This window comes from Xylanibacter brevis P6B11, assembly GCF_000621825.1.
GTDB classification, from domain to species: domain Bacteria; phylum Bacteroidota; class Bacteroidia; order Bacteroidales; family Bacteroidaceae; genus Prevotella; species Prevotella brevis.
The window spans coordinates 1-25323 of sequence record NZ_JHXG01000007.1 but is presented as its reverse complement, the minus strand read 5'-3'; the positions used below and the strand labels follow the sequence as shown (position 1 = coordinate 25323).

Below are 25323 nucleotides of genomic sequence, written 5' to 3'. Positions count from 1 at the left end.
AGAACATCATAATGAAGAATATCCGAAATTTCTGTATCATCGCACATATTGACCACGGTAAATCAACCTTGGCCGACAGATTGTTGGAACGCACAAAGACTATTCAGGTGACTGAAGGACAAATGCTCGACGACATGGACCTGGAGCGTGAACGTGGTATCACCATCAAGAGTCATGCCATCCAAATGGAATATGAGCGTGATGGAGAGAAATATATATTGAACTTGATTGACACCCCAGGACATGTGGATTTCTCGTACGAGGTGTCAAGAAGTATTGCAGCTTGCGAAGGCGCACTGCTGGTGGTAGATGCTACACAGGGTGTGCAGGCACAGACCATCTCAAACCTTTATATGGCTATCGATAACAATCTGGAGATTATTCCAGTTATCAACAAAATCGATATGCCTAGTGCTATGCCTGATGAGGTTGAGGACGAGATTGTAGATCTGATAGGTTGCGACCCAGAAGATATTATTCGTGCTAGCGGAAAGACTGGTGAGGGTGTTGACGAGATTCTAAATGCTGTGGTTGATCGTATTCCTCATCCCGTTGGAGATGAGAAGGCACCCTTGCAGGCGTTGATTTTTGACTCTGTATTTAATTCTTTCCGCGGTATTATTGCCTACTTTAAGATAACCAATGGCGTTATCCGCAAGGGCGATAAGGTTAAGTTCTTTAATACGGGTATGGAATACGATGCTGACGAGGTGGGCGTATTGAAGATGGATATGATACCTCGTAACGAGTTGCGCACTGGCGATGTAGGCTATATCATTAGTGGTATCAAGAACTCAAAAGAGGTGAAGGTGGGTGATACTATTACCCACGTAGAGCGCCCCTGCGAGAAAGCTATCGAAGGATTCCAGGAGGTGAAGCCTATGGTGTTTGCCGGTGTTTATCCCATTGATCCTGCCGACTATGAGAACTTGCGTGCATCGTTAGAGAAATTGCAACTGAATGATGCTTCGCTGACTTTCCAACCAGAGTCTTCAGTAGCCCTGGGCTTCGGATTCCGTTGCGGCTTCTTGGGCTTGCTCCATATGGAGATCGTGCAGGAACGACTGGATCGTGAGTTCGATATGGATGTCATCACCACTGTGCCCAACGTGTCGTATATGTGCTACACCAAGCAGGGTGAGGTGAAAGAGGTTCACAACCCGTCTGGATTGCCTGATCAGACACTGATAGATCATATCGAAGAACCCTATATTCGCGCTTCTATTATCACGGCAGCTGACTTTATTGGACCTATCATGACGCTTTGTCTGGATAAGCGTGGCGAACTGCTGGATCAACAGTATGTCAGTGGTAATCGTGTGGAACTGCACTTCATGTTGCCTTTGGGCGAAATCGTGATTGACTTCTACGATAAGCTGAAAAGTATCTCTAAGGGATATGCTTCGTTCGACTATCATATCGATTCGTTCCGTCCGTCGAAGCTGGTGAAGCTGGATATCCTGCTCAACGGTGAGCCTGTGGATGCACTCTCTACGTTGACCCATCAGGACAATGCCGTGACCTTCGGTCGCCGCATGTGTGAGAAGCTGAAAGAGTTGATACCGCGCCAGCAGTTTGATATTGCCATTCAAGCAGCTATCGGTGCAAAGATTATTGCACGCGAGACGGTCAAGCAGGTTCGTAAGGATGTGCTTGCAAAGTGTTATGGCGGTGACGTAAGTCGTAAGCGCAAACTGCTGGAGAAGCAGAAACGAGGTAAGAAGCGTATGAAGCAAATTGGTAATGTCGAGGTGCCTCAGAAGGCATTCTTGGCAGTATTGAAACTTGACTAAAGACTATCTACTAGAACTATAATTAAAGAAAGGAGTAAAAGAAACAATGCCAACGAACCTAAGTTTAACCACCAGAGACGTAGCTCGCGAGTTAGCACGTCGTTACAGTACGATGACCCACGATGAACTAGACATCCTGGAGAGTATCCTTGTGCCGATGAAGTTCTCAAAAGGAGAAAAGATTCTGGACGAAGGACAAGTGTGTCGTCATATCTTTTGGATAGTAAAGGGCCTTGTACGCCAGTTCTATTACAAGAACAATAAGGAACTGACCGAGTATATGGCCACAGAGAATACTATTTGTATGAGTATTGAGAGTCTTTTTAAAGAGGCTCCTTCTCTGCAGATTATTCAGGCTCTTGAACCAACCATTATCTTTGCTATTCCTATGCACGAGCTGGAGATGGCTGCCATGAAGAGCGTGAACATACAGATGCTATATCGTAAGATATTGGAGGAATCGCTTATCATCAGTCAGCAGCATGCGGATATGCTGCGTTTTGAGAGCGCACAAGATCGTTATCAGAAGTTGGTGAAGACTGCTCCACAGCTGGTGTTGCGTGCTCCTCTGGTTTATATCGCTAGCTATCTGCAGATGACTCCGGAGACGTTGAGTCGTGTTCGAACGGCTACGTTGTTGAACGGATAAGTTTTTTATTCCAATAAGCATAAACAAAAAGAGCGGCTTCTCATCGGAAGGCCGCTCTCTTTTGTTTGTATTGCTCTTTGCTTGTATTAGAGAACTCTCACGTTTATTTGTAGAGGTATCGCTTGATACTCTTCTTAGGTGTTTTCTCAAACTCCTCTTCTCTGATTTCTACCTCTGCGATTTTCTCGTAGGCAGGAAGCTGCTCGTTCAGTGTCTGACGGTTTTGCTCCATAATTCCCATCAAGTCCTCTTTCGTGAAGTTCATCGCTTTGGCTTCCTCCAGATCGGGATGGATGAGGGCTACCAACTTGGTGTCGCGTTGTACGACGATGCTCTCTACCACCATAGTCATTGAGTTCAGCTTGTCCTCAATCTCCTCAGGGTAGATGTTCTGTCCGTTAGCACCCAGCAACATGTTCTTTGAGCGTCCGTTGATAAAGACATTACCCTCAAAGTCCATCGTGCCCAGGTCGCCAGTATGATACCAGCCGTCCTTGTCGATTGTTTCTGCAGTCGCTTCAGGATTCTTGTAGTAACCCAGCATAACGTTAAGTCCGCGAGCCAATATCTCACCAGGAATATGTTCTGGATCGGGAGAGTCAATCTTTACTTCCATGTGGAGTACGGCCTTACCGCATGAGCCCGGCTTGAAGTCGTGGTAATCCTCGTAGCAGATGATGGGAGCACACTCTGTGGCTCCATAACCAACGGTGTAGGGGAAATTGATGCGCTTCAAGAACTGCTCTACTTCCTGATTGAAGGCAGCACCTCCAATGATAACCTCATACATCTCACCACCAAAGGCATTCACTACTTCTTTGCAAATCATGTCGCGTACCTTAGCTGAGATGATAGGCATCTGCAGCAGCAAGCGCATGCGGTTGTTCTGTATCTTGGGGAATACCTTCTTACGGATAATCTTTTCGATGACCAGAGGTACTGCAATAATAATCTTTGGCTTCACCTCAGCAAAAGCTTGTGCGATGATGGCAGGTGATGGCGTGCGATTCAGATAGAACACGTGGCAGCCGTGCAGAAATTCGAATAGGAATTCGAAAGCCATACCATACATGTGGGCCATTGGCAGGATAGAGATAACGTTATCTCCCTTCTTGATGGTGTTGCCCAGCACGTTTCCTGCGAAATCGTAGTTTGACCAAATGGCGCGATAGGGAATCATCACACCCTTAGAGAAACCGGTTGTACCGCTGGTATAGTTGATGAGAGCCAACTCGTCGCCATTCTCCTCGTGGTAATAGTGAATGTGCTCTTTGCGGAAATACTTGGGATATTTCTGTCCATAGAGTGCATTCAGGTTCTCGCGGGCATAAGTCAGTTTTTCTGAGCGCGACACGATGAGTGAGTAATCTGTGTTGCGAATAATACCTTCCAATCCGGGCATCTGTTCTGCATCAATCGTTCCTGCAACGTGGTCACCGGCAAACAAAAGTTTTGCATCCGAATGATTCACTATATTGTGTATCTGATCTGGCATGAATTCATGCAGAATAGGTACTGCGATTGCTCCATACGTTAGTGTGGCAAGGAAAGCTACAGCCCATTGGCTGCTATTGCGGCCACAGAGTGCAATCTTGTCGCCTTTCTTAACGCCAGAGTTCTCAAATAGTATATGAACCTTCTCAATCTTACGTGCTACATCATGATATTGCAGCGTCTGACCCTTATAGTCAGTAAGTGCATCAAGATCCCAGTTGTCCAGGATGCTTTTTTCAATCAGTTCGTTAAAACTTGGTATGTGTTCCATAATTGTATTTTATTCTTGGTAGAGATAGCGTTTGATGCTCTTCTTAGGTGTCTTCTGGAATTCCTCCTTGCGCAACTCGATGCTGCTGATGCGACTGAACGGAGGCAACTGTGCGTTGAGGTTCTCACGGTTTTGGTCCATGACAGCTTCCAGCTCTTCCTCACTGAAGTTTACTATTTCATCCTGATCGGGATATACGAGCGCAATGAGTTTTTCGTCTCTCTGGATGACAAGACACTCGCTGACCATTGGCATTGAAGAGAGCTTGTCTTCAATCTCCTCTGGATAAATGTTTTGTCCGCTTGCTCCCAGCAACATGTTCTTGATGCGTCCGCGAATGAAGATGTGTCCCTCTTCGCCCAAGGTGCCCAGGTCGCCTGTGTGATACCATCCATCTTTGTCGAGAGCCTGATTGGTTGCCTCCTCATTCTTGTAGTATCCCAGCATGACATTTTGTCCGCGTGTAATAATCTCACCAGGGGTGTTGAAGGGGTCGTCGCTCACGATACGCACTTCCATTCCGTCAACAGGTTTGCCACAAGAGCTGGGTGCAAATTCTTTCCAGTCGCAGTAGCTGATAAGTGGAGCGCACTCTGTGGCTCCGTAGCCTACGGTAATGGGGAAGTTGATGCTCATGAGGAATTCTTCCACTTCTTTTGAAAGTGCTGCTCCGCCCACAATCACCTCGTAGGCACGTCCGCCAAAGGCTGCATATACTTGTTCGTAGATGCGACGTTTTACCTTCTGCGATACGATGGGCATTGCCATCAGTAGCTTCATGCGGTTGGTCTGTATGATGGGGAATACCTTCTTGCGGATAATCTTCTCAATGATGAGTGGCACAGAGACAACCAGAGTGGGACGTATGTCTGTGAATGCCTTCGCGATGAGCGATGGTGAGGGCAGACGATTGAGGAAGAAGGTGTGGCTACCATTACAGAAGGGGAAGATGAACTCAACTGCCATTCCATACATGTGAGCCATTGGCAGAATAGAGAGCAATGGGTCTCCTGGCTTAATCTTGTCTCCCAGGTGCTTAATACAGAACAGCATGTTGCCCATGATGGCGCGATAGGGTAGCATGACACCCTTTGAGAATCCTGTTGTTCCGCTGGTGTAGTTGATGAGTGCCAGTTCCTCGGGTTGGTCCTCGTGATAATGCACGTCTTCCTGTCGGAAAGCGCGTGGATACTTACTACCAAACATCATGTTCAGATGTTCGCGTGCGTAGGTCAGCTTCTCAGAGCGCGAGAGCATAAGTGAGAAATCGGGCAGGTTGACGATGCCTTCCAAGTTGGGCATCTCGTCGGGATTGATTTCCTTTGCCACGAAGTCACCTACGAAAAGCACGCGCGAACCAGAATGGTTCACGATGTTGTGAATCTGCTCAGCGTTGAACTCATGTAGTATGGGGACTGCTACTGCGCCATAGGTCAGCGTGGCCAGAAAAGCTACTGCCCAGTGAGCAGAGTTGCGACCGCAAATGGCTATTTTATCACCTTTTTGTATATTGCAACTCTCAAATGCAATATGCAATTTTTCTATCTTTCGAGCTACGTCGTGAAACTGTAGGGTGGCTCCTTGATAATCAGTTAAGGCGTCTTGATCCCAGTATTTGACGATAGTCTCTTGTAAGTATTTGTTAAAACTTGAACAGTTGTTCATTGCACAATTTTCAAAATTTTGTGCAAAGATACATCATTTCATGCACAATCCCAAATTTTTTGTGCAGATTTTTATATTTATGCTATTTTTATTTCCTTTAGGTGTTAAATCGACCAAATAATAGGAAATAACGAGTTTAATTCTTATTCGTATCTCATCGAGCGAGCTGGGTGAATTCTGGAAACAAGATAGCTGGGAGCTATCAGTACGAGAACGCTGATAATCAGTGTGCTCAGGTTGAGCGCAATGATGATGGGCACGTTGATTTCCATGGGTGCTTCGTTGACGTAGTAGGTCTGTGGATCGAGTGAAACGAGGCCCGTCTTCATTTGCAGTATTACGATACCTAGGCCAATGATGTTGCCCCAAAACAATCCTTTGCCGATGATAAAGGCCGCAAACCATAAGAAGGTGTGGCGGATGGTGTTGTTGCGTGCACCCAGTGCTTTTAGGATGCCTATCATCTGCGTACGCTCCAATATGATTATCAGTAGGCCGCTGATCATGGTGAAGCCGGCAACTGCAGTCATGAGAGCTAGGATAATCCATACGTTGATGTCAAGTAATCCTAACCAAGAGAACACCTGTGGATAGGCCTGCATAATGGTTTGGGCAGCCAGTGTCTGCTCGTCCTTGTCGTGAGTCTTGTTGGCAATCTCTGCAATTTGAGGATAGATTTGCTCCAGCTGCGTAAAGTCGTTAATCAAAAGTTCTGCTCCAGAGCATTGGTCCGTGCGCCAACCATTCAGCTTGTTGGTGACATAGATGTCTGTCAGGCAGAAGATGTCATCAAAGCGCTTCATGTTTGTCTGGTAGATACCCTTGATGGTGAAGCGACGAGCCTTAATGTCGTCGTTGTTGATGAAGTAGGCAAACAGTCGGTCGCCAACTCTCAACTGTAGTTTGTCGGCCATCGTCTTCGATATTACCAATGGGTATTTCGAGGCGGAATCGCAGAATTGGGGCAGTTCTCCCTCTATCATACTTTCTTTCAGAAACTGCGTATCGTATTCAGCACCAAGTCCTTTCAGTACGACTCCCATGAAGTCATTGTCCGTTTTCAGGATGCCTTGTGTGTGGGTGTAGCGCTGGATATGGCGCACCTCCTTGACTTGTTTGAATGCAGTTGTCAAAGTGTCTCCAAGGCAAATGGGGAAGTTGCCTGCCTGTGTGTAGGCAAAGATGTTTTGTATTTGAATATGGCTTCCAAAGCCAGCCACTTTGTCGCGTATGGTATGCTTGAATCCCAACACTACGCTAACGGTCACAATCATGACTGCCAAACCGATGGCTACACCAATGGTGGCAATACGAATAGCAGGGCGGCTAACTTTTTTCTTGTCGCCCTTCTCGTCGTAGATATGACGCGCTAGAAATAGTGGAAGATTACTCATTCACTCTGCCAGGATAGGCTTCCAATGCCTTTTGTAGCACAACCAATGCCTTCGTCAAGTCTTCCTTCTTCAGTACGTAGGCTATACGTACCTGGTTGATGCCGGCACCAGGTGTGGTGTAGAAACCTGCTGCTGGGGCCATCATCACGGTGGCGCCTTCGTATTCAAACTCGCTCAGGCACCAACGGCAGAACTTCTCGCTGTCGTCCACGGGCAGTTTGGCTACGGTGTAGAAGGCTCCCATGGGTATTGGAGAATAAACTCCAGGTATGCGGTTCAGTCCGTCTATCAGGCACTTACGGCGTTCTACGTACTCATCGTACACATCACGATAGTAATCTTCGGGGGCATCCAGCGATGCCTCTGCCACAATCTGTCCGATGAGGGGAGGTGAGAGGCGCGCCTGACAGAATTTCATGACGGCAGCTCTGACGTCTTTGTTCTTGGTGATGAGGGCGCCTATGCGGATTCCGCACTCTGAATAGCGCTTAGACACAGAGTCAATCAGTATGACGTTCTGTTCGATACCTTCCAAATGGCAAGCTGAGATATAGGGCGAACCAGTGTAGATGTACTCGCGATAAACTTCGTCGGAGAAGAGGTACAGGTCGTATTTCTTCACCAAGTCACGAATCTGGTTCATTTCGCGACGAGTGTAAAGGTAGCCAGTAGGGTTGTTGGGGTTGCAAATCATGATGGCGCGTGTGCGTTCGTTGATCAACTCCTCAAACTTCTCTACCTTTGGCAGCGAGAAGCCCTCTTCAATAGTGGTTGCGATGGTGCGTATCTTTGCGCCAGCAGAGATGGCAAAAGCCATATAGTTGGCATAAGCAGGCTCTGGAACAATGATTTCATCGCCAGGATTCAGACACGACATGAACGCAAAGAGTACCGCCTCGCTACCGCCACTTGTGATGATGATGTCGTCGGCAGTAACGTTGATGTTGTATTTGGCGTAATAGTTTACCAGCTTTTCACGATAGCTCTGATATCCCTGCGAAGGTGAGTATTCCAGGATCTCACGGTCGATGGTCTTCAGGGCATCAAGTCCCACTTGAGGTGTGGGCAGGTCAGGCTGACCAATATTTAGGTGGTATACGTGTGTACCTCTTTTCTTTGCGGCAGCTGCCAAAGGAGCCAATTTTCTGATTGGCGATTCTGGCATTTCAAGTCCGCGTACTGATATCTCAGGCATTTTTTATCGAATTTTTTCTGTTTCAGAGTGCAAAGATACTAAAATAGTCCAAAAAACTTCATTCGTCAAGTGTTTTTTTGCGTTTTGATGAGCAAGTTTTTGCGAAATAGTTCGTTTTCGAATGCGTTTGGTGTGTTGTGGGCTACCAGCGAATGGCCTTTTGTAGGTAAAACGCTATGAATAAGCAAAATAATGCTCCGTTGGTGGTAGATGACGAGAATGCTGGTGTAAAACAATAGCTATTGCATTGTAAAAGTGCCAGTATTGCATCGTAAAAGCGCCAGTATTGCATTGTAAAAGTGCTTGAATTAAATCTTTAAACATAAAGACTTGCGAAACGAATAAAACCGTATCGGAAATTATTAGATAAAATTTGCTTATCTCGGATTTTATGTGTACTTTTGCGCAATCAAAAAACTTAAAGGTATGAACTTCGAAGAAATGCTTAATGCATCAGAAAAGTCGGTTGTAGGAAAAGAACTACTGCCTGTCGGCACATTGCGCAAACAGCAGATAGACGGCAAGTATAAAAACATTGTGGCTATCAGGCAGGACTTGGCAGATAATAGCTCTTTCTGTGCTTCTTTGCAAGAAGATCAGCAGTACACCTCGAGGCTGAACATGGCGCAACAGATGCATTACGAGTTCACCTCAACGGTGTCTGGCAGCTGTGAGCTGGGGCTTGAGGCGGGTTCATATCAAACTTTGGAGCATGTTTTAAGAGACGATCCGTCTGTGGTTGCTCGAAAAGGTTTCATGGATGATTTCACCCAGCAGTTGATGGATGCAGCCAACCGACTGCATCAGGATGGCGTCTTCTATTGGTGCTTTGCTCCAAAGAATATCCTGTTGGCAAAAGGAAGTTCGCGTCCGATGTTGCTGTGCCACGGTTCGCTTTTCAAGCCAACCGATTTGGCCGCTATCTATCAGGGAATAGAGAATTTCGTAGCTCCCGAGGTGATGCAGACAGGTCGTGGCGATGCCCGTAGTGATGTGTATTCGCTAGGCATGTTGCTACAGAAAATCTATGAGAATGGTGATATGCCAATGGGGATGAAGGCTGTGGTGAAGAAAGCTGTGAGTGAAGATCCTAAAGCACGCTACGCTACAGTCGAAGCTATGTCGACCGACTTAAAGAAGCGCAATAGTATGCGTCAATCATTATTGGTGTCGCTGGCAGCCCTGGCTGTGACATTGCTATGCGTTGTTGTGTATTTCGATGTGACGCCACAAACGGAGAAAATAGATTTCGTAGAGCAGACCTTTCAGCAAGATAATGATGAAGACTGGTTTGGCGATGAGAACTTCGATCCAGAGGCAGAGCTTGCCGGAGATCCTGACTCGGCCAATGTGGATGGTGATACACTTTTTACAAAAGATGAGAAGAAACGACTCGATGAATATCAGGCTAAGGCCGAGGATATCTTTAAAAAACAGTTTGAACGTCAGGCCGACCGCATCCTCTCTAAGGTTTATAGCAATGAACGTATGGGTGCTGAGGAGAAAGTCTTCGTGGCTGGCAGCAAGCAATTGATGGAAGAACTGATACAACAGCAGACCAAACTGGGCGATGAGGCAGGATTGAGCCCTGAGCGCACAGGTCAGCTGGCCAATGATATCATCAATCGTCTGACAAGAGAAAAGCAGAAATCCCTCTCGAAGAAGGGAATTCAAAAATAAACATTAACTTTATATATTGAAAAACAAATGGCAATGAGAAGTAGAACCGCTACATGGTTTGAGTGCAAAATACGCTACGAGAAAACTATGGAAGACGGCATGCAAAAGAAAGTTACTGAGGCTTATGTGGTAGATGCACTGAGCTTTAGCGAGGCAGAAGAACGTATCATCGAAGAGATGTCATCATATATCAGTGGTGAATTCACCGTAACCGATATCAAAAAGGCACCTTATGGCGAGATATTCTTCAGTGATCAGGAGATGGCCGACAAGTGGTATAAGGCAAAACTGCAGTTTATCACCATCGATGAGAAATCAGAGAAAGAGAAGAAATCTACCGTCAACTATCTGGTGCAGGCTGGTACCTTCAACGGTGCAGTGAAGAACCTCGACGAGGTGATGGGTGGTACAATGATTGATTACACCATTTCCAGCATCACTGAGACGCAGTTGATGGACGTCTATGAGCACACTGGAAAGACCAAGAAAGACGATAAACCCGAGTTTGAACAATAGTTTCATTGCTATGTATCCGGTAAAAGAAAAACTGAATGAAGTCCGCCAGTCGCTACCGAAAAGTGTGCGACTGGTGGCTATCAGTAAGTTTCATCCTGCAGATTTTATCACCGCTGCCTACGAAGAAGGACAGCGTGTGTTTGGCGAAAGCCACGAGCAGGAGCTGGCACAGAAAGTAAAAGAACTGCCTCAAGACATTGAGTGGCATTTCATCGGGCATCTACAGACTAATAAGGTGAAATATATTGCGCCTTATATCTCGATGATTGAAGCTGTGGATTCTCTGAAGTTGCTTCGCGAGATTGAGAAGCAGGCAGCCAAGTCTGATAGGGTGGTGAAGGTCCTGTTGGAACTTCATATTGCAGAAGAAGCCACTAAATATGGCTTAACACTCGATGCCTGTCGCCAGTTATTGGCCGACGGCGAGTGGCGACAGATGAGTCATGTTCAGATTTGCGGCCTGATGATGATGGCCTCAAACGTAGATGATGAAGAGCAGATAGCACGTGAATTTGATACTGCAGCCAGCTTCTTCAACGAGGTAAAGGCACAGTATTTTGCCGATGACGACGCTTTCTGTGAGCGCTCGTGGGGCATGAGTGACGATTATCACATTGCCGTAGCCCACGGCAGTACGATGGTTCGCATAGGCACAACCATCTTTGGACCCAGAATATATTGATTGTTTTAATGGCAACACCTATTTATATTATTGAGGAGGCAAAGCTGAGACGCAACCTGCAGCTCATTGCCCATGTAGCAAAAGAGGCAGACGTTGAGATTATCCTCGCTTTTAAGGCTTTTGCACTTTGGAAAACGTTCCCCATCTTCCGTGAGTATATCAATAGCACTACAGCTAGCTCGCTCAGCGAAGCTCTGTTGGCATACGAAGAGTTTGGTGCTAAAGCACACACTTTCTCGCCAGCATATACCGATGATGAAATAGAACCTATCGTGCGATGCTCTTCGCATCTCACGTTCAATTCATTGTCACAATACGAACGTTATCACAAACGCGTGGCAGGAAAAGCCAGCATCGGTTTGCGTGTCAACCCCGAATATAGCGAGGTAGGCACACTGCTTTATAATCCTTGTGCACCTGGCACACGTTTCGGCGTGACTGCCGATAAATTGCCCGAGCAGCTACCTAGTGATATCGAAGGTTTTCATTGTCATTGCCATTGCGAGAGTGGGGCAGATGTGCTTGAGCGTACGTTGGTGCATATCGAGGAGAAATTCAGCAAGTGGTTCCCCCAGTTGAAGTGGCTCAACTTGGGCGGTGGCCATCTGATGACTCGCAAAGATTATGATGTTCCACACCTTATTAATATAATAAAGGGTTTGCACGAGCGCTATCCCTGGCTGAAAATCATCCTGGAACCTGGCAGTGCCTTTGCTTGGCAAACCGGCCCCTTGGTGAGTCATGTCGTAGATGTGGTAGAGGATAAGGGTATCCGTACTGCTATTCTTGATGTCAGCTTTACCTGTCATATGCCCGACTGTTTAGAGATGCCATATTATCCTGACGTGCGTGGAGCAGAACATCTCAATCCAGAAGAAAGCGTCGTTTGTGATGATTCTATGCATTTGTCTGCATCAAAAACATCAGAATTTTGTTCTTCGACAACATCTGGTTACATCTATCGACTTGGAGGAAATAGTTGTTTGAGTGGTGACTTTATGGGAAATTGGTGCTTTAATCATGAATTAAAAGTGGGCGAAGAAGTGATTTTTGAGGATATGATCCACTACACAACCGTAAAAACATGCATGTTCAACGGCATCAGTCATCCAGCCATCGGAATGCTAAAAATGGACGGAAATCTCGAGATTTTGCGCCAATTTGGGTACGAAGACTATAAAAATCGCATGGATTAGCACTTTTTTTTAAAAAAAATACGGAAAAGTTTTGGCAGTTCAAAAAAAAGCAGTACCTTTGCAACCGCAATCGAGAGAGATATGCTAACACACTGAATTTAGTGCGATAAACAGGCGGAAATAGCTCAGTTGGTAGAGCACAACCTTGCCAAGGTTGGGGTCGCGGGTCCGAGTCCCGTTTTCCGCTCAACATATTGAACAAAAAGAGAGATTAGGGAAGGCCTTAATCGTAAATGCCCAGGTGGCGGAATTGGTAGACGCGCACGTTTCAGGTGCGTGTGCCGCAAGGCGTGCAGGTTCGAGTCCTGTTCTGGGCACTCTTTTTATTCAAATGTGAATCATGTTGGAGAGGTGGCGGAATTGGTAGACGCGCTACTTTGAGGGGGTAGTGTCAATTGCGACGTGGGAGTTCGAGTCTCCTCCTCTTCACCATTTTAAACCCTTCTTTGAAATTATGCGGAAATAGCTCAGTTGGTAGAGCACAACCTTGCCAAGGTTGGGGTCGCGGGTCCGAGTCCCGTTTTCCGCTCCTCTTAATATTACAGGAAAACATCTTCAAATCATGAATTTATACTTAAGATATTTTGATAAAGAGACACTTGTCTATAGTGTCGACGAAGCTATCGACTTTTTGAAAAGTATCGATGAAATAGGAATGAATCCTGTTCTTGAAGCCGATATCCGTGATTATGTCGATAGTGATGTCTTGTATCCTAAGCGTTATAAAATTCGTCCCCGTGTTTATTTCATTATTATAAAGACTGAGGCAGCGTCAATGGCTGACTTTAAGGAGAAGCGTGCGGTGCGTACGCCAGAGCCTCCTGTAGCAGCTCGTCAGGTTTCGCCCGTCATTATGAAGTTGAACGAGGAACTTGAGGGATGGTATGAAGGTGAAATTGACTTTAAGCGTGTTTTGATGGTGCCTGGCACGGGTAAGTTCCAGTATCGCGACACTCACTTCGTTGCACAGGTGAAGGCTATGTCTGGCATCGACTGCTATAATCGTATTGTCGATTACCTGCGTGAGCGAGTTGACAATCGCAGCCAGTTCCCTTCTGTAAAAGGAAAGAATTTCCATTTCCGCTTCTTAGGTAAGGCAAAGCCTCTTAACACTGAAGCCTAATACATAATTGTTTCATAGAACTTTTAATTCTTGAAACCAATAACCATTGGAAATTCAAATTCTTAGGAGCTTTAATTATTAAATAAATAATAAAGGTATGAACAAGGTGATGTTGATAGGCAATGTGGGCCGCGATCCTGAGGTACGCTACGTAGATCAGGGACAGGCTGTGGCACGTTTGACATTGGCAACCACCGAACGTGGCTATACGTTGCAGAATGGAACCCAGGTGCCTGAACGCACAGAGTGGCATAATGTGATTCTTTGGCGTAAGTTGGCCGAGGTCGTAGAGCACTATGTTCATAAGGGCGACAAACTCTATATCGAAGGTCGTATTCACTATGCCTCTTACGATGACAAACAGGGCAAGCGACAGTTCTATACCGAGATATGGGCAGACAATATGGAAATGTTGACGCCTAAACAAGCTTCTTCTACTTATGGTGCTACTACTTCTGCAGCTGGTTCCTCTTCTTCTGTTGCTTCTTCTGCTGCATCGAATAATGGTGTAGGGCAAGGACAGACAACATCCGATGCTGGAACCGAAGACGAACCTTTGCCTTTTTAATCATTAGAAATGGACTATCTCCAAGAAATACTAACCGAAGTACATCTGAATCCGATTGGATTCGGAGCCTTTATCTCAGCCTTTTTAGCTTGTGTCTTATTGCTTTTCTCTGGATTCGCTTCGGGATCTGAGATTGCTTTTTTCTCGCTCTCTCCTACAGATCTTAGCGAGTTAGACGAGGAAAAGAATAAGCAAGATAAGAAAATTGTTTTTCTTCGCGAAGATTCAGAGCGCACACTAGCCACTATTTTGATAACCAACAATTTGGTGAATGTTACAATCATTATGCTTTGTAACTTCTTCTTTTCGTCTGTTGTACATTTCGGAAATGCTGTGTGGCTTGAATTCTTGGTTATCACCGTTTTACTGACTTTCCTTTTGTTGCTCTTTGGCGAGATTATGCCAAAGGTATATTGTTCGCAGCATGCCCTTGCTGTGTGTCGTATGTTTGCGCCCTCTATTATGGTGCTTCGTAAGGTCTTCTATCCTCTGTCCAGTATCTTGATTCGTGCAGGTGTGCTGGCCGAAAAAGTGGTGCAGAAAGAAAATCGAGTTTTGAGTGTCGATGATCTGGAACAAGCATTAGAACTTACAGATAAGGAAGACTTGAAGGAGGAGAAGAACATGCTTGAAGGCATTGTGCGTTTTGGCGACGAGACTGCCAAAGAGGTAATGACTAGTCGTCAAGACATTGTGGATTTAAATTTCCGCTCTACGTTCCCTGAAGTTATAAAGTGTATAGTTGAAAACAACTATTCGCGTATTCCCGTTTATCAGGATTCTGTCGATAACATACGTGGCATCTTGTATATCAAGGACTTGTTGCCTCATCTTGGCAAGCCATCTACGTTTCGTTGGCAGTCGCTGATTCGTCCGCCTTATTTCGTTCCAGAAACAAAGAAGATTGACGATTTGCTTCGCGATTTCCAAGAGAACAAGGTGCACATCGCTATTGTCGTCGATGAGTTTGGTGGCACCAGTGGTCTTATCACGTTGGAAGACGTGCTCGAGGAGATTGTGGGTGAAATTAACGATGAATACGATGAAGAGGAGAAGAGCTATACACGTATAAATGCCAACACCTATGTGTTTGAAGGAAAAACGCTCCTTACCGATTTCTATCGCATATTAGAGCTTGATGATGATGTGTTTGAAGAGGTAGAAGGAGATGCCGACACGCTAGCAGGCTTAATGCTAGAGTTGAAGGGCGATATTCCCAGCGAACACGAGCGTATAGACTATAAGAACTTCAAGTTCGAGATTGTAGAACTTGATGGTCATCGCATATCTAAGATAAAGGTGATTGTAAGCAAAGACAATGTCGCTGATTGAAATTCGTCAACTGTCTGATCATACCCGTCTGGGGCTCTGGCGCATGGATGAACCTTTCGATGGCAGTGCTCGCGAAAGGGAGCGTGATGCTGTACATCGGCTATTGCATGCAATGACGGGCGATGATACACTTTGCATAGGACATGAGCCAAGTGGCAAACCCACATTGCCGGGGTGGCATATCAGTGTCAGCCATACGCGTGGTTTTGCTGCACTCATTCTCTCTGACAGACAGGAGGTAGCAGTAGATATAGAGTATCAGTCTGACAGGGTGGGGCGTATAGCCAAGAAGTTTATACGCGATGACGAGCCGGTTACCTCAATCGAGGATATGTTGCTATTATGGTCGGCCAAAGAGACGCTCTACAAACTTCATTCTTCGGCACACTTACAGTATTTCGATATGCGCTTGCGCGAGAAGAGCGACGCGGTGATGCTTCTCGAAGATATGAAGTTAAACCAGATTGTGGCGATACACTTTGAATGTTCTGCAGATTACGTTCTGACCTATTCTTTTTGAAGGTCTAAAGAACTTAAACCTGCAGCATAGTACCATTCATAGTTTTTGATATATTCTGCACAGACGTTGTAGAAGTTGGTGTTTGTGAGTTGTTGTGGCACATACATGCTAACACCGCCATATCTCTCTTCAGAGAGCATTTCGAAGACGCTGGTAGGTAGATAGATCGTTTGCCATTTGTCGTAAACGCGATAGACCACAGCACGATCGAATGCTTCTTTCCAAATTTTATAATCTTCCGTATCGGCCTTGTGAAGGAAGAAGTCGTTGATGTCATAGAATGTGTCAATCATCCTCATCTCTGGCAGATATTCATACTTTCCGTAATAAAGTAGGCCGTTCAGGTTGTAGCTGTTTTGCATATTAAGGTTGCCAATAATCTGTTTGGTAGCATTGGTCAGCGATAGCAGTTCGGAAGATTTAATCACAGATAGTGCTACACGTGCCTGGTAAGATTCAGTCTTGTTGACTCTGATGCTGATGGTTTGATTGAAGTAGCTATCCACAATATCCTCGTAGAAATTAGTGGTGGTGCCAAACAATGTTGGTGTTAGCTGGTCATATGGTGCCCCAATACCAGGAATTTCTGCTGGCGATCCGATGATATAGTCGGCCACGTCTCTCAGTTCGTAGGCACTTTCTATGCATTGCGCATAGCAGCAGTCGTTAAGGATGAAACACAACGGATGGCCCCACTGTCGCAGTATTTCTGCCAGAGTAGGTATGTTGATCCATTGTCCCACGTCTGTATAAGCGTTGTTACCGTTGTCTATGCCGTATGCCCGTCTGCTGTAAGCTATTGAATCTTCTTTCAGCCATCCACTGCCGTGTCCCCATAGCACAAGTCCATATTCGTTGGCAGGATAGCGGTGCGACACGTAGTTCAATACGTTGAGCATTACGTGTGGATCAGACGATAGCGAGTCGGCATCAAAGTCGTAACGGTCTGTCAGCTTTCCATTTGCGATTCTTGCCAGGAAAGGCGTTTCTCTGGTGCTGGCATTGTCCACATACACCACCAAAGCCTGACCATCGTTGAGCTTCTTTGAACCCTCATACATTTCTTTCAGTTCGTCATTGATAAATGTGCTGAGTCTGTTTTCGCCCGACATATAAACTAAGACGGTGCGCTGATACTCCCGATTAGGTTTAAACGGGTCGCCATCGTCCTCATCCTGACTGCAGGCGACGAATGCACAGATAGTGATTAAACAGATGAAATATCGGAAAAAGTGTTTTCTCATTTTTGCTTTTCTCTTCTCATATGCAAAAATACATTATTTTTCGCACATATCTTATGGATTTCAAGAAAAAAAGCAGTATTTTTGTATCATGATTAAGGTAAAGCAGCGAATTACAATTCTTTTTACGATGTTACTTGCGTTGCTGGTGGTCTTACCCACCGATGCCACCGTACGCCGTCATCGCAAGAGAGCTCGAACTCACCGAGTAGTCAGGAAACGCAGAGTAGTACGTCGAGTCGTGCCACCAACGATACACGAAAATCCACTTCTTTGTTGCGAGGATACTTGCAGTCATATTCATGGCATCGACCTGAGTCATTATCAGGGCGAAGTGTTCTGGAACACTATTGGTGAGCACAGCAAGATGGCTTATGTCTATCTAAAGGCTTCTGAAGGTTCTGAGAATGTGGCCCCTCTCTATGAGCGCAATATCGACCTGGCTCATCGCCATGGGCTGAAGGTGGGTTCCTACCATTTCTTCCGTCCTGCTGCTGATTTGCAGACGCAGCTTGAGAACTTTAAAGCCCAGTGTCTGCCTGGCGAGCAAGACCTTATACCGATGCTTGATGTAGAGACCGATGGTCGCCTGTCGTCAGAAGAATTCTGCGACTCATTGCTCAAGATGTTGTCGTTGATGGAAGAGGCCTATCATCAGAAACCTTTGGTCTATACCTATCGTAATTTCTACAACAAGCATCTGCAGGGTAAGATAGACGACTACCAGTTGATGGTGGCAATGTATGCCGATGAAGAACCTGTGCTGGATGATGGGCGCGACTATACCTTATGGCAGTATTCCTGTCGTGGTCGCATCATGGGCGTCACGGGGTTGGTGGATAAGAGCCGCTTCATGGGCAGCCACGAATTGCGAGATATTCGATTCAGACATTAGGTTAGATATGAAATAAAAGAGAGAGGATACGCACGTATCCTCTCTCTTGTGTTTATTGCTAGAATGCGTTTATACTTCCTGATTCTCAGGACGCAGCTTGCGTACGGTCTCGCCTGCACGCCACATCTCCTGATTGCGCATAGCTTCCAATTCCTTCTCCAGTCCTGCACGATAGTCGGGCTTCGAGTTAGCGTCAATGGTAATCTGGGCTTCATTGCCAGTCTTCACCGAGTAGTACAACCACTCCATCACGGGCTTTATAGCATCGTGGAAGCGTGGAGCCCAATCCAAAGCACCGCGCTGGGCTGTTGTAGAACAGTTTGCGTACATCCAGTCCATACCTCTTTCGCCAAACAAGGGGCCAAGGCTCTGTGTCAGTTCCTCAACGGTCTCGTTGAAGGCTTCAGAAGGAGTATGACCATTCTCGCGCAATACCTCATATTGTGCCAGCAGTAATCCCTGGATAGCACCCATCAGCGAACCGCGCTCGCCAGTGAGGTCAGATGTAGCCTCGCGCTGGAATGTGGTTTCAAACAGATAGCCTGCACCGATACCGATACCGAAAGCCAGTGTTTTCTCCTTAGCCTTGCCTGATGCATCCTGATAAACGGCATATGAGCAGTTCAGTCCACGACCCTCGCAGAACATAGTGCGCAGCGATGTACCCGAACCCTTTGGTGCTACCATGATAACATCAACATCCTTTGGGGGCACAACGCCTGTGCGATCGCTCCAGTTAATGGCGAAGCCGTGGCTGTAGTAAAGCGTCTTGCCGGGCTTCAGATATTGCTTGATGGTGGGCCACTGCTGAATCTGTCCAGCATCGCTCAGAAGCATACACAGAATGGTACCTTTCTCAGCGGCCTCTTCAATAGAGAACAGCGTCTTACCGGGCACCCATCCATCGGCCACAGCCTTGTCGTAGGTCTTTCCCTGACGCTGGCCCACGATGACGTTGAATCCATTGTCGCGCAGGTTGCATGCCTGTCCGGGGCCCTGCACACCATAGCCGATAACGGCGATTACTTCATCCTTCAATACTTCACGTGCTTTCTCCAAAGAGAACTCCTTGCTGGTGACAACAGTTTCGATAACGCCACCAAAATTCATTTCTGCCATAATTACTAATTATGTTTAATGTGTTATACATATCCCTTTGCACTATGCCAGCCCTAACCCGAGAGCCGTCGTTTTGTCAGCACAATCGGCATCTGCCCGAGATGCCAACGAGGGGTTAACTTATAAATCGACTGCAAAAGTAGTAAAAAAATAACGAACTCACAAGTTTTTGGTGTGCTAATTTATGAAATTGTTATTTCTTACACCACATTTTGCGGCTGACCATCAACGAATGAACGTACATTCTGAATGGCGATGTTTAGCAGACGAAGGCGAGCTTCGCAAGTGGCCCAGGCAATGTGGGGCGTCAGATAGGCATGGGGCTGACAGAGTAGGGGATTGTCTGCATGGGGTGGCTCGTCGGTGAGTACGTCGGCACAATAGGCGGCAAGGCGTCCTGTTTCGAGAGCCTCGGCTACATCGGCGTCATTGACCAGGGGACCACGACCCGTGTTGATGACGATAGCCGTTGGCTTCATCAGGGCTAAGGTCTTGGCATTGATGAAGTGACGATTGTCGGCAGTCAGTGGACAATGCAGCGAAAGTACGTCGGACGAAGAGAGCAGTTCGTTGTGATCTGCTTTCTGGATGCCTGCGGGCAGCGCATCAGCTGCTTTGCTGGTGAGCGCTTTCACCTGCATGCCGAAGGCCAGAGCTATCTGTGCCACTCTGCTGCCTATGTTGCCAAGTCCCACGATGCCGAAGGTCTTGCCTGCGAGTTCCATCAGTGGTGTGTCCCAATAGCAGAAATCTGGATTCTGGCTCCAGCGGCCTTGGCGGTTCTGAAGGGCATAATGCTCCGTGCGGTTGGTCACAGTCAGCAGATGGGCAAATACCATCTGGGCAACACTCTCTGTGCTGTAGGCAGGAACGTTGGTCACGATGATGCCACGTTCGTGGGCAGCCTGTGTGTCAACCACGTTATAGCCCGTGGCCAGCACACCGATGTAACGTAGTTTTGGCAATTGTTCTATCTCTTTGCGGCCAAGTACAACTTTGTTGGTCAGTACAACCTCGGCATCTGCAGCCCTGGGCACCGTTTCTTCAGGTTTTGTGCGGTCATAGATCGTTAGCGATCCCATCTTCTCTAGTGGTTCCCACGATAAATCGCCTGGGTTTGCCGCAAATCCGTCAAGTACTACTATTCTCATCATATCTTTGAGTTCTATTTATAATATCATATGTTTAGGATTGCATCCAATATGTTCGTTCTTTGTCGTCCATTTTCTCGATGGCGTAGCGCAGTGTGGTTCGTGACATCTCGTGGACGTGCTGCCGCAGGAAGTCGCGCAACAAGTCCATAGACACTCTCTTGCCCATCTCGCGAAGCATCCAGCCGACGGCCTTGTGCATCAGATCGTGCGGATGGTGCAGGTGTATCTCTGCATAGCGCAGACACCACGAAGCATCGCCCATCTGTGAGGTCTTCCAAGTGCAGACAATGCTCATGCGCTGCTTCCAAAGATTGGTGCTTGTGGCCAGTTCGTCGAGCACTTCCTTCTTCTTCTTTTCTTCTTCCTTTGAAGGCGCGGGGCAGGCAACCCATGACCCCAGTATTTTAGGTGCTGACATATCAACCAAGTCCCAATTGTTTGCCTGTTCGGCATACTTCAAATAGAGTGTCAGTATCTCCTCACGTTTTCTGATAGCCTCGGCATCGTTAATGAGCCGTTTGGTTGTCAGTCGTTCGAAATGCCAGACAAGAATCAACAGTCCACAGAGTCTTACCTCGTGCCACCGGCACATCAGTAATTCCGGAATCTCGCTGAGCGGTGTGTCTTTTGCAGCCGCCTTAACCACCTCGCGTGTCTTCGGCACCTTGATGCCCAGAAACTCATCGCCGTAGCCATATTCGCCAGGTGCAGTCTTGAAAAAGCGCATCAGCACCTGCCGCTGCTCCTCGTCGTGCAGCGACTCCATATACTGTATAATCTCTTTTGCAGTCATCTCGTCTTGATTCTTCGACTGCAAATTTACGAAAAAACAGTGTAAAAGTCGTATTTAATGCCTTTTTTCTTTTACGAATTAAAAGGTATGGTTTTAATGCACAATACTTGTGGAATTGAATAATAAACCAGGTTTTTAAACAATATTATTCCTTTCTTTTTGTGGGTAGAATGGTATCTGATTACAAATATTTTCGTATATTTGCACAAAAACTAATCAACATGTTTATGGGCATCCTATGCCATTTCTATTAACCATAAATATTAAGCGATGAACAAATCATTGAAAATGCTGATGGCAGCAGCATTTCTTTCTCTGCCAATAGTAGCAAACGCACAGACGGAGAATCCGCGTGGCATCTATAAGATGACAACTCTTACAGGTAAGATGGGCGAGGTGAAAGCTCCATTCGAGCAGTACAAAATCTGCACCGACAGTGTGACACTCATGGTATCGGAGCGAGCTGCATTCTTCAGCATCTCCAACAACGACCATCGAGTGCTCAACTATACAGGAGAGCAGCCAACATCGGAAGCTGATAAGAGTCCACTTATCTACGACAGCAACGACAAGCAGTTCAAACTGAAATGGTGGAGCACCTATACCCACCATATCCATTTCCCCAATAACGACTGGTGCATAGAGAAGTACGAATCGGGGAAGTACACAGAGAAGAGCAAGCCGTTTTTCGATGCGCTTACCGGCGCCTCAGATGTGGATGCAAGCAATCCCCTGACAGGTACCTGGCGCTTTATCGGCTATGTGGACGAACTGCGTGATGTGAAGAGAGAACTTCTCAAGTTGCATGAACAATACGATAAGAGTAAGTATTTCAACAGCTTTTTCGTCTTTGCGCCCAAGTACCTGACGATGCTAATCCAAAATGGTGGAGTTGTTGACAAAATCTATTACAACGGAAAGAAGTCTTATAAGTGCGGCAACATGACCCGCCAAGTGAAATGGCTTTCTAAAGATCGCATCGCTGTAGAAGAGCATATAGACTATCGCACCGACTGGATGATTCTGGAGCGCGTGACCGATGGCACACCCCCATTGAGCCACATCGCTAGTCAGTTTGTTTCGAAAACACGGTGATGATGTGAGTGTAAGGTGAAGCTTTTATCTACTTATTCGACATTTCAATTATTATCGTTGAATATCTCTTCGAGCTTTGTTTTTAGTTCTTTGCTTTCCATGTCGATGGCGATAATCGTGCCGTCGGGGGCAATGAGAATGACGGTAGGTATACCATATACCCCATAAAGATCAAGAGCATCGCCTTTGCCGGCAGGACTGAGCAGGGCCGTCCAAGGCAGTTGATGCTTGTCGATGGCCTTTAGCCATGCGTTGCGATCTTTGTCGCACGAAACGCCTACGATATGAAGTCCACGGTCTTTATAGTCATTATAGACCTGCTTCATGAATGGCATGGAACCGATGCAAGGACCACACCATGAAGCCCAGAAGTCAATCAAGACATACTGACCATGTCCTGCGTATTCCGAAAGACGATGCTTGGTGCCATCGGGAGCCTCGGCCTCGAAGTCGATAAAGCGTTTTGCGGTAATAGCACGTTGTTTTTTTATTGAATAATATTGCTTCCACGGACGCTCCATAGCTGGATGATGGGCGTATGGGGCGTCCTCGCGCATGAACTCATTCATTTGTTCATCCGTCAGACTACCCATACCCGTGTAGAGATAATATGCAGGAATAATATTACCAAGGTTCTCGCGAATGTTTTTAAGGTTTGTGGTCTCAAGTTCAGTTATGTGAGTGTTAAATTTGGCCACATTTGCGCTGTCCTTTGCAGTCATCATCTGCAGTTTGCCCGCTCTCATGTCCCTTATCCTTGATTGCTCTTCCTCGCTGAACCCCTCCCACCAGGGTATGACCACCTTGTCTATTTCCCGCTCGCGCATCTGGCAGCGGATGAAGCGTTGTTGCAACTCACTACCCTTTACCTCACCCGTGACAAGGTTGATTTCGGTGGGCACCTCGTCCGCTATGAATCGGAGGTCATTTCCTTTATAGTCACCTATCTGGAAGAAAGTATTGCGTGGCAGGCGGCCAGTAACCGTGAACCGTCCGTTTTTGATGGGGTAATCCACACTTTTCCCACGCGGAACACATGAGAAAGTGGACACAATGTCATTATTGCTTGTCGTCGTGCCTGTGACGACGAAGTCAATGCTGTCTTCCACCACGGGAGTGAATGTCTGTGCTTGTCCCGATATTGCAACAAAAGGTATCAGGAGAGTAATAATGGTTTTCTTGTTCATGTTGGTTACGTTAGTTTATTCATTTTTCATTTTGCAAAAATATTAATTATTCTTGTAATACGTACACAACTAAAACATTTTTTAGTATAAATTTTTCAAATCAGGCGCAAAAAAAGGGTTCAATGTTTGGTGGTATCAAAAAATAGATTACTTTTGCAATGCAATTAGCAATCAATCAGTATAGGTTTGCGTCCCTGCGGGTGTACAAAGCAAAAGGAGATAAGTTTCAGAACTTATCTCCTTCTTTTTTTTAGTTCATACAACTTGCCACGCCGAGGCTAGTGGCAATCGCCGTAAGTATGGCGATAACAGTTTGCAATACAAACTTCCAAGTTTCCAGTTTCTTCATAGTGTTAAATAATTAAAACCCCCTCTAAATCTCCCCGAGGGGAGACTTAACCCCCTCCCTCGGGAGGGTCGGGGAGGGGTTAGTCCTCATTCTCCTCCTCCTCCGCCTCGCTGCCATACTTGTCCTGCTCGCGAATGCGGATACCGTTGAGCATGGACTTGATGCGATGGTTGTCCACCACGCGGGTCTCGGGCTGAAAGGCAATGCGGATGCTCTTGATGTTGTTGGCGGTGAACTCCTTTTCGGTGTCGGCTCCCGTGGTGGAGATGGCTATCTTGAAGGCACCAATGCCGTCGAGCACCACGCGACCACCCTGAATCAACTTTTGGTTCATCACCTCGCTCAGTTCGCAGAGCACGGCTTTCACGTCAGATTTCTTGACCGAGGCGTTGCGCTGAATCTCGTCGGCGAGCTGGTCGGTGGTCACTACTTCGCTGACAACGGCACGTCCGTACCACTTGCCAAACATTCTTGAGTTTTTTACCTTGTTTTGATACTTTTTGAATCGCATAAATGTTGTGTGTTTTTAATGGTTAAATGACTATTGTTTTACGTTACAAAGGTACGAAATTTATTTCGATTTTGCAAATATTTTCCAAACTTTTTTCGCCCTTGTTCCCAACTTTTTTTCGCGTTGTTTCGCCATGAAATAGTGGCGCTTTTCGCTACGAATAGTGGCACTTTAAGGATGGAAAAGTGCCACTATTCTTCGAGTCGCCTACTTCCACGAATGGGGCCGCCTGTCGGCGGGAAGGCTAAAACTTCCACGATTGAGGCCGCCTGTCGGCGGGAAATTCTTCAAAATTTGATTCAAAATTAAACAGAGATTTATATCCCTTCGGCTTGTGTTAGGCGAGAAAGAAATTAAAATGAAAAATTTTGTTTTCAATTTTGAAAAATTTGACTTTCCCTGTCGGCCGTCGAGCTATACCTTCCCTGCGAAGCAGGCTATACCTCCCTCGGGAGGGTCGGGGAGGGAATGTTGGGTTGTGTTGTTTTCTCCCCTCCCATGTAGGGGAGGGGTCGGGGGTGGGGTCAGTGTTGTTCTAACTGCCAATCGAGATACAGACCCCACCCCTGCCCCTCCCCTTGAAGGGAGGGGTCAATTCATACAACTTGCCACGCCGAGGCTAGTAGCGATCGCCGTAAGTATGGCGATAACAGTTTGCAATACAAACTTCCAAGTTTCTAGTTTCTTCATAGTATTATTCGGTTAATTTGGTTAATTACGATTTGGGGCCGCCTGCGGCGGGAAGGTTTAGCTCGACGGCCGACAGGGAAAGTCAAATTCTTCAAAATTTGATTCAAAATTAAACAGAGATTTATATCCCTTCGGCTTGTGTCAGGCGAGAAAGAAAATAAAAATGAAAAATTTTGTTTTCAATTTTGAAAAATTTCCCTGCGAAGCAGGC

Annotated in this window: 24 protein-coding genes and 4 tRNA genes; 16 read left to right on the top strand and 12 right to left on the bottom strand. The window is 46.4% G+C overall.

All coding sequences use genetic code 11. The features are described from left to right. Positions 1-11: 11 nt before the first annotated feature. Positions 12-1793 carry a translation elongation factor 4 gene (lepA, locus tag T496_RS0102925; RefSeq protein ID WP_027449421.1) on the top strand — a complete coding sequence of 594 codons (1782 nt, stop codon included), beginning with the start codon at positions 12-14 and terminating at the stop codon, positions 1791-1793. 46 nt (positions 1794-1839) lie between these two features. Continuing rightward, entirely contained in the window at positions 1840-2442 is a 603-nt protein-coding gene (locus tag T496_RS0102920) for a Crp/Fnr family transcriptional regulator (RefSeq protein ID WP_027449420.1), read from the top strand. Positions 2443-2545: 103 nt separating this feature from the next. Here T496_RS0102920 and T496_RS0102915 read toward each other — a convergent pair whose 3' ends face one another. From T496_RS0102915 to T496_RS0102900, 4 genes are all read right to left on the bottom strand, one after another. Next, positions 2546-4207 (bottom strand): AMP-binding protein, encoded by a 1662-nt coding sequence (locus T496_RS0102915; RefSeq protein WP_027449419.1) that lies wholly within the window; start codon positions 4205-4207, stop codon positions 2546-2548. Positions 4208-4216: 9 nt separating this feature from the next. After that, complete coding sequence (locus tag T496_RS0102910; RefSeq protein WP_027449418.1) at positions 4217-5872, bottom strand: AMP-binding protein; 1656 nt, start codon at positions 5870-5872, stop codon at positions 4217-4219. A gap of 143 nt (positions 5873-6015) precedes the next feature. Next, positions 6016-7266, bottom strand: a complete 1251-nt coding sequence (locus tag T496_RS0102905) for an ABC transporter permease (protein WP_027449417.1) — start codon at positions 7264-7266, stop codon at positions 6016-6018. Continuing rightward, positions 7259-8461, bottom strand: coding sequence for a pyridoxal phosphate-dependent aminotransferase (locus T496_RS0102900; protein WP_027449416.1), 1203 nt, complete (start codon positions 8459-8461; stop codon positions 7259-7261). The genes T496_RS0102905 and T496_RS0102900 overlap by 8 nt, the downstream gene beginning before the upstream one ends. 426 nt (positions 8462-8887) lie before the next feature. Here T496_RS0102900 and T496_RS0102895 point away from each other — a divergent pair, with 426 nt between their 5' ends. The 12 genes from T496_RS0102895 to T496_RS0102840 all read left to right on the top strand — a co-directional run bounded on the left by T496_RS0102895 (position 8888) and on the right by T496_RS0102840 (position 16078). Further along, entirely contained in the window at positions 8888-10141 is a 1254-nt protein-coding gene (locus T496_RS0102895; protein WP_027449415.1) for a protein kinase domain-containing protein, read from the top strand. Between the two features lie 33 nt (positions 10142-10174). After that, the gene (locus T496_RS0102890; protein ID WP_027449414.1) at positions 10175-10657 is read left to right on the top strand and encodes a DUF4494 domain-containing protein; all 483 of its coding nucleotides are present in this window, start codon (positions 10175-10177) and stop codon (positions 10655-10657) included. A 10-nt stretch (positions 10658-10667) separates the two neighbouring features. Continuing rightward, positions 10668-11339 carry a YggS family pyridoxal phosphate-dependent enzyme gene (locus T496_RS0102885; RefSeq protein ID WP_044110543.1) on the top strand — a complete coding sequence of 224 codons (672 nt, stop codon included), beginning with the start codon at positions 10668-10670 and terminating at the stop codon, positions 11337-11339. A gap of 8 nt (positions 11340-11347) precedes the next feature. Then, entirely contained in the window at positions 11348-12535 is a 1188-nt protein-coding gene (nspC, locus tag T496_RS0102880) for a carboxynorspermidine decarboxylase (protein WP_027449412.1), read from the top strand. 114 nt (positions 12536-12649) lie between these two features. Next, positions 12650-12722: transfer RNA gene (locus T496_RS0102875), tRNA-Gly, on the top strand. Between the two features lie 48 nt (positions 12723-12770). Next, a tRNA-Leu gene (locus T496_RS0102870) sits at positions 12771-12852 on the top strand. A gap of 28 nt (positions 12853-12880) precedes the next feature. Continuing rightward, a tRNA-Leu gene (locus T496_RS0102865) sits at positions 12881-12967 on the top strand. Positions 12968-12991: 24 nt separating this feature from the next. Then, positions 12992-13064, top strand: a tRNA-Gly gene (locus tag T496_RS0102860). A gap of 33 nt (positions 13065-13097) precedes the next feature. Further along, entirely contained in the window at positions 13098-13658 is a 561-nt protein-coding gene (locus T496_RS0102855) for a hypothetical protein (protein ID WP_027449411.1), read from the top strand. A gap of 97 nt (positions 13659-13755) precedes the next feature. Then, positions 13756-14226: a single-stranded DNA-binding protein gene (locus T496_RS0102850; protein WP_044110541.1), complete on the top strand. Its 471-nt coding sequence runs from the start codon at positions 13756-13758 to the stop codon at positions 14224-14226. A gap of 9 nt (positions 14227-14235) precedes the next feature. Continuing rightward, positions 14236-15558: a gliding motility-associated protein GldE gene (gene gldE, locus T496_RS0102845; RefSeq protein ID WP_081778504.1), complete on the top strand. Its 1323-nt coding sequence runs from the start codon at positions 14236-14238 to the stop codon at positions 15556-15558. Between the two features lie 43 nt (positions 15559-15601). Beyond that, positions 15602-16078, top strand: coding sequence for a 4'-phosphopantetheinyl transferase family protein (locus tag T496_RS0102840; RefSeq protein ID WP_155808622.1), 477 nt, complete (start codon positions 15602-15604; stop codon positions 16076-16078). On the opposite strand, the gene T496_RS14350 is transcribed toward T496_RS0102840, so the two are convergent. Then, the gene (locus T496_RS14350; RefSeq protein WP_052342046.1) at positions 16066-17322 is read right to left on the bottom strand and encodes a clostripain-related cysteine peptidase; all 1257 of its coding nucleotides are present in this window, start codon (positions 17320-17322) and stop codon (positions 16066-16068) included. The genes T496_RS0102840 and T496_RS14350 overlap by 13 nt on opposite strands. Positions 17323-17410: 88 nt before the next feature. Here T496_RS14350 and T496_RS0102830 point away from each other — a divergent pair, with 88 nt between their 5' ends. Further along, complete coding sequence (locus T496_RS0102830; protein ID WP_231477989.1) at positions 17411-18214, top strand: glycoside hydrolase family 25 protein; 804 nt, start codon at positions 17411-17413, stop codon at positions 18212-18214. Between the two features lie 69 nt (positions 18215-18283). Here the strand turns inward: T496_RS0102830 and ilvC are convergent, their stop codons facing one another. From ilvC to T496_RS0102815, 3 genes are all read right to left on the bottom strand, one after another. Beyond that, complete coding sequence (ilvC, locus tag T496_RS0102825) at positions 18284-19333, bottom strand: ketol-acid reductoisomerase (RefSeq protein ID WP_027449406.1); 1050 nt, start codon at positions 19331-19333, stop codon at positions 18284-18286. A 200-nt stretch (positions 19334-19533) separates the two neighbouring features. Further along, complete coding sequence (locus tag T496_RS0102820; protein WP_027449405.1) at positions 19534-20484, bottom strand: D-2-hydroxyacid dehydrogenase; 951 nt, start codon at positions 20482-20484, stop codon at positions 19534-19536. 34 nt (positions 20485-20518) lie between these two features. Further along, on the bottom strand, positions 20519-21280 hold the full coding sequence (locus tag T496_RS0102815; protein WP_027449404.1) for a DNA alkylation repair protein: 762 nt from the start codon (positions 21278-21280) through the stop codon (positions 20519-20521). A gap of 270 nt (positions 21281-21550) precedes the next feature. Between T496_RS0102815 and T496_RS0102810 the strand changes: the two genes are divergently transcribed. Then, positions 21551-22375 carry a hypothetical protein gene (locus T496_RS0102810; protein ID WP_027449403.1) on the top strand — a complete coding sequence of 275 codons (825 nt, stop codon included), beginning with the start codon at positions 21551-21553 and terminating at the stop codon, positions 22373-22375. 44 nt (positions 22376-22419) lie between these two features. Here the strand turns inward: T496_RS0102810 and T496_RS14345 are convergent, their stop codons facing one another. The 4 genes from T496_RS14345 to T496_RS14835 all read right to left on the bottom strand — a co-directional run bounded on the left by T496_RS14345 (position 22420) and on the right by T496_RS14835 (position 25112). Continuing rightward, the gene (locus T496_RS14345; protein ID WP_052342045.1) at positions 22420-23562 is read right to left on the bottom strand and encodes a peroxiredoxin family protein; all 1143 of its coding nucleotides are present in this window, start codon (positions 23560-23562) and stop codon (positions 22420-22422) included. Between the two features lie 250 nt (positions 23563-23812). Next, a complete protein-coding gene (locus tag T496_RS14840; protein WP_155808313.1) occupies positions 23813-23911 on the bottom strand; it encodes a smalltalk protein in 99 nt (32 codons plus the stop codon). Between the two features lie 79 nt (positions 23912-23990). Further along, on the bottom strand, positions 23991-24422 hold the full coding sequence (locus tag T496_RS0102800) for an HU family DNA-binding protein (RefSeq protein WP_027449402.1): 432 nt from the start codon (positions 24420-24422) through the stop codon (positions 23991-23993). 591 nt (positions 24423-25013) lie between these two features. After that, positions 25014-25112: a smalltalk protein gene (locus T496_RS14835; protein ID WP_155808313.1), complete on the bottom strand. Its 99-nt coding sequence runs from the start codon at positions 25110-25112 to the stop codon at positions 25014-25016. Positions 25113-25323: the final 211 nt, after the last annotated feature.

Coding starts and splice junctions, on each gene's coding strand:
- lepA (WP_027449421.1), top strand. CDS start 12: ATGAAGAATATCCGAAATTTCTGTATCATCGCACATATTGACCACGGT.
- T496_RS0102920 (WP_027449420.1), top strand. CDS start 1,840: ATGCCAACGAACCTAAGTTTAACCACCAGAGACGTAGCTCGCGAGTTA.
- T496_RS0102915 (WP_027449419.1), bottom strand. CDS start 4,207: ATGGAACACATACCAAGTTTTAACGAACTGATTGAAAAAAGCATCCTG.
- T496_RS0102910 (WP_027449418.1), bottom strand. CDS start 5,872: ATGAACAACTGTTCAAGTTTTAACAAATACTTACAAGAGACTATCGTC.
- T496_RS0102905 (WP_027449417.1), bottom strand. CDS start 7,266: ATGAGTAATCTTCCACTATTTCTAGCGCGTCATATCTACGACGAGAAG.
- T496_RS0102900 (WP_027449416.1), bottom strand. CDS start 8,461: ATGCCTGAGATATCAGTACGCGGACTTGAAATGCCAGAATCGCCAATC.
- T496_RS0102895 (WP_027449415.1), top strand. CDS start 8,888: ATGAACTTCGAAGAAATGCTTAATGCATCAGAAAAGTCGGTTGTAGGA.
- T496_RS0102890 (WP_027449414.1), top strand. CDS start 10,175: ATGAGAAGTAGAACCGCTACATGGTTTGAGTGCAAAATACGCTACGAG.
- T496_RS0102885 (WP_044110543.1), top strand. CDS start 10,668: ATGTATCCGGTAAAAGAAAAACTGAATGAAGTCCGCCAGTCGCTACCG.
- nspC (WP_027449412.1), top strand. CDS start 11,348: ATGGCAACACCTATTTATATTATTGAGGAGGCAAAGCTGAGACGCAAC.
- T496_RS0102855 (WP_027449411.1), top strand. CDS start 13,098: ATGAATTTATACTTAAGATATTTTGATAAAGAGACACTTGTCTATAGT.
- T496_RS0102850 (WP_044110541.1), top strand. CDS start 13,756: ATGAACAAGGTGATGTTGATAGGCAATGTGGGCCGCGATCCTGAGGTA.
- gldE (WP_081778504.1), top strand. CDS start 14,236: ATGGACTATCTCCAAGAAATACTAACCGAAGTACATCTGAATCCGATT.
- T496_RS0102840 (WP_155808622.1), top strand. CDS start 15,602: ATGGATGAACCTTTCGATGGCAGTGCTCGCGAAAGGGAGCGTGATGCT.
- T496_RS14350 (WP_052342046.1), bottom strand. CDS start 17,322: ATGAGAAAACACTTTTTCCGATATTTCATCTGTTTAATCACTATCTGT.
- T496_RS0102830 (WP_231477989.1), top strand. CDS start 17,411: ATGATTAAGGTAAAGCAGCGAATTACAATTCTTTTTACGATGTTACTT.
- ilvC (WP_027449406.1), bottom strand. CDS start 19,333: ATGGCAGAAATGAATTTTGGTGGCGTTATCGAAACTGTTGTCACCAGC.
- T496_RS0102820 (WP_027449405.1), bottom strand. CDS start 20,484: ATGAGAATAGTAGTACTTGACGGATTTGCGGCAAACCCAGGCGATTTA.
- T496_RS0102815 (WP_027449404.1), bottom strand. CDS start 21,280: ATGACTGCAAAAGAGATTATACAGTATATGGAGTCGCTGCACGACGAG.
- T496_RS0102810 (WP_027449403.1), top strand. CDS start 21,551: ATGAACAAATCATTGAAAATGCTGATGGCAGCAGCATTTCTTTCTCTG.
- T496_RS14345 (WP_052342045.1), bottom strand. CDS start 23,562: ATGAACAAGAAAACCATTATTACTCTCCTGATACCTTTTGTTGCAATA.
- T496_RS14840 (WP_155808313.1), bottom strand. CDS start 23,911: ATGAAGAAACTGGAAACTTGGAAGTTTGTATTGCAAACTGTTATCGCC.
- T496_RS0102800 (WP_027449402.1), bottom strand. CDS start 24,422: ATGCGATTCAAAAAGTATCAAAACAAGGTAAAAAACTCAAGAATGTTT.
- T496_RS14835 (WP_155808313.1), bottom strand. CDS start 25,112: ATGAAGAAACTAGAAACTTGGAAGTTTGTATTGCAAACTGTTATCGCC.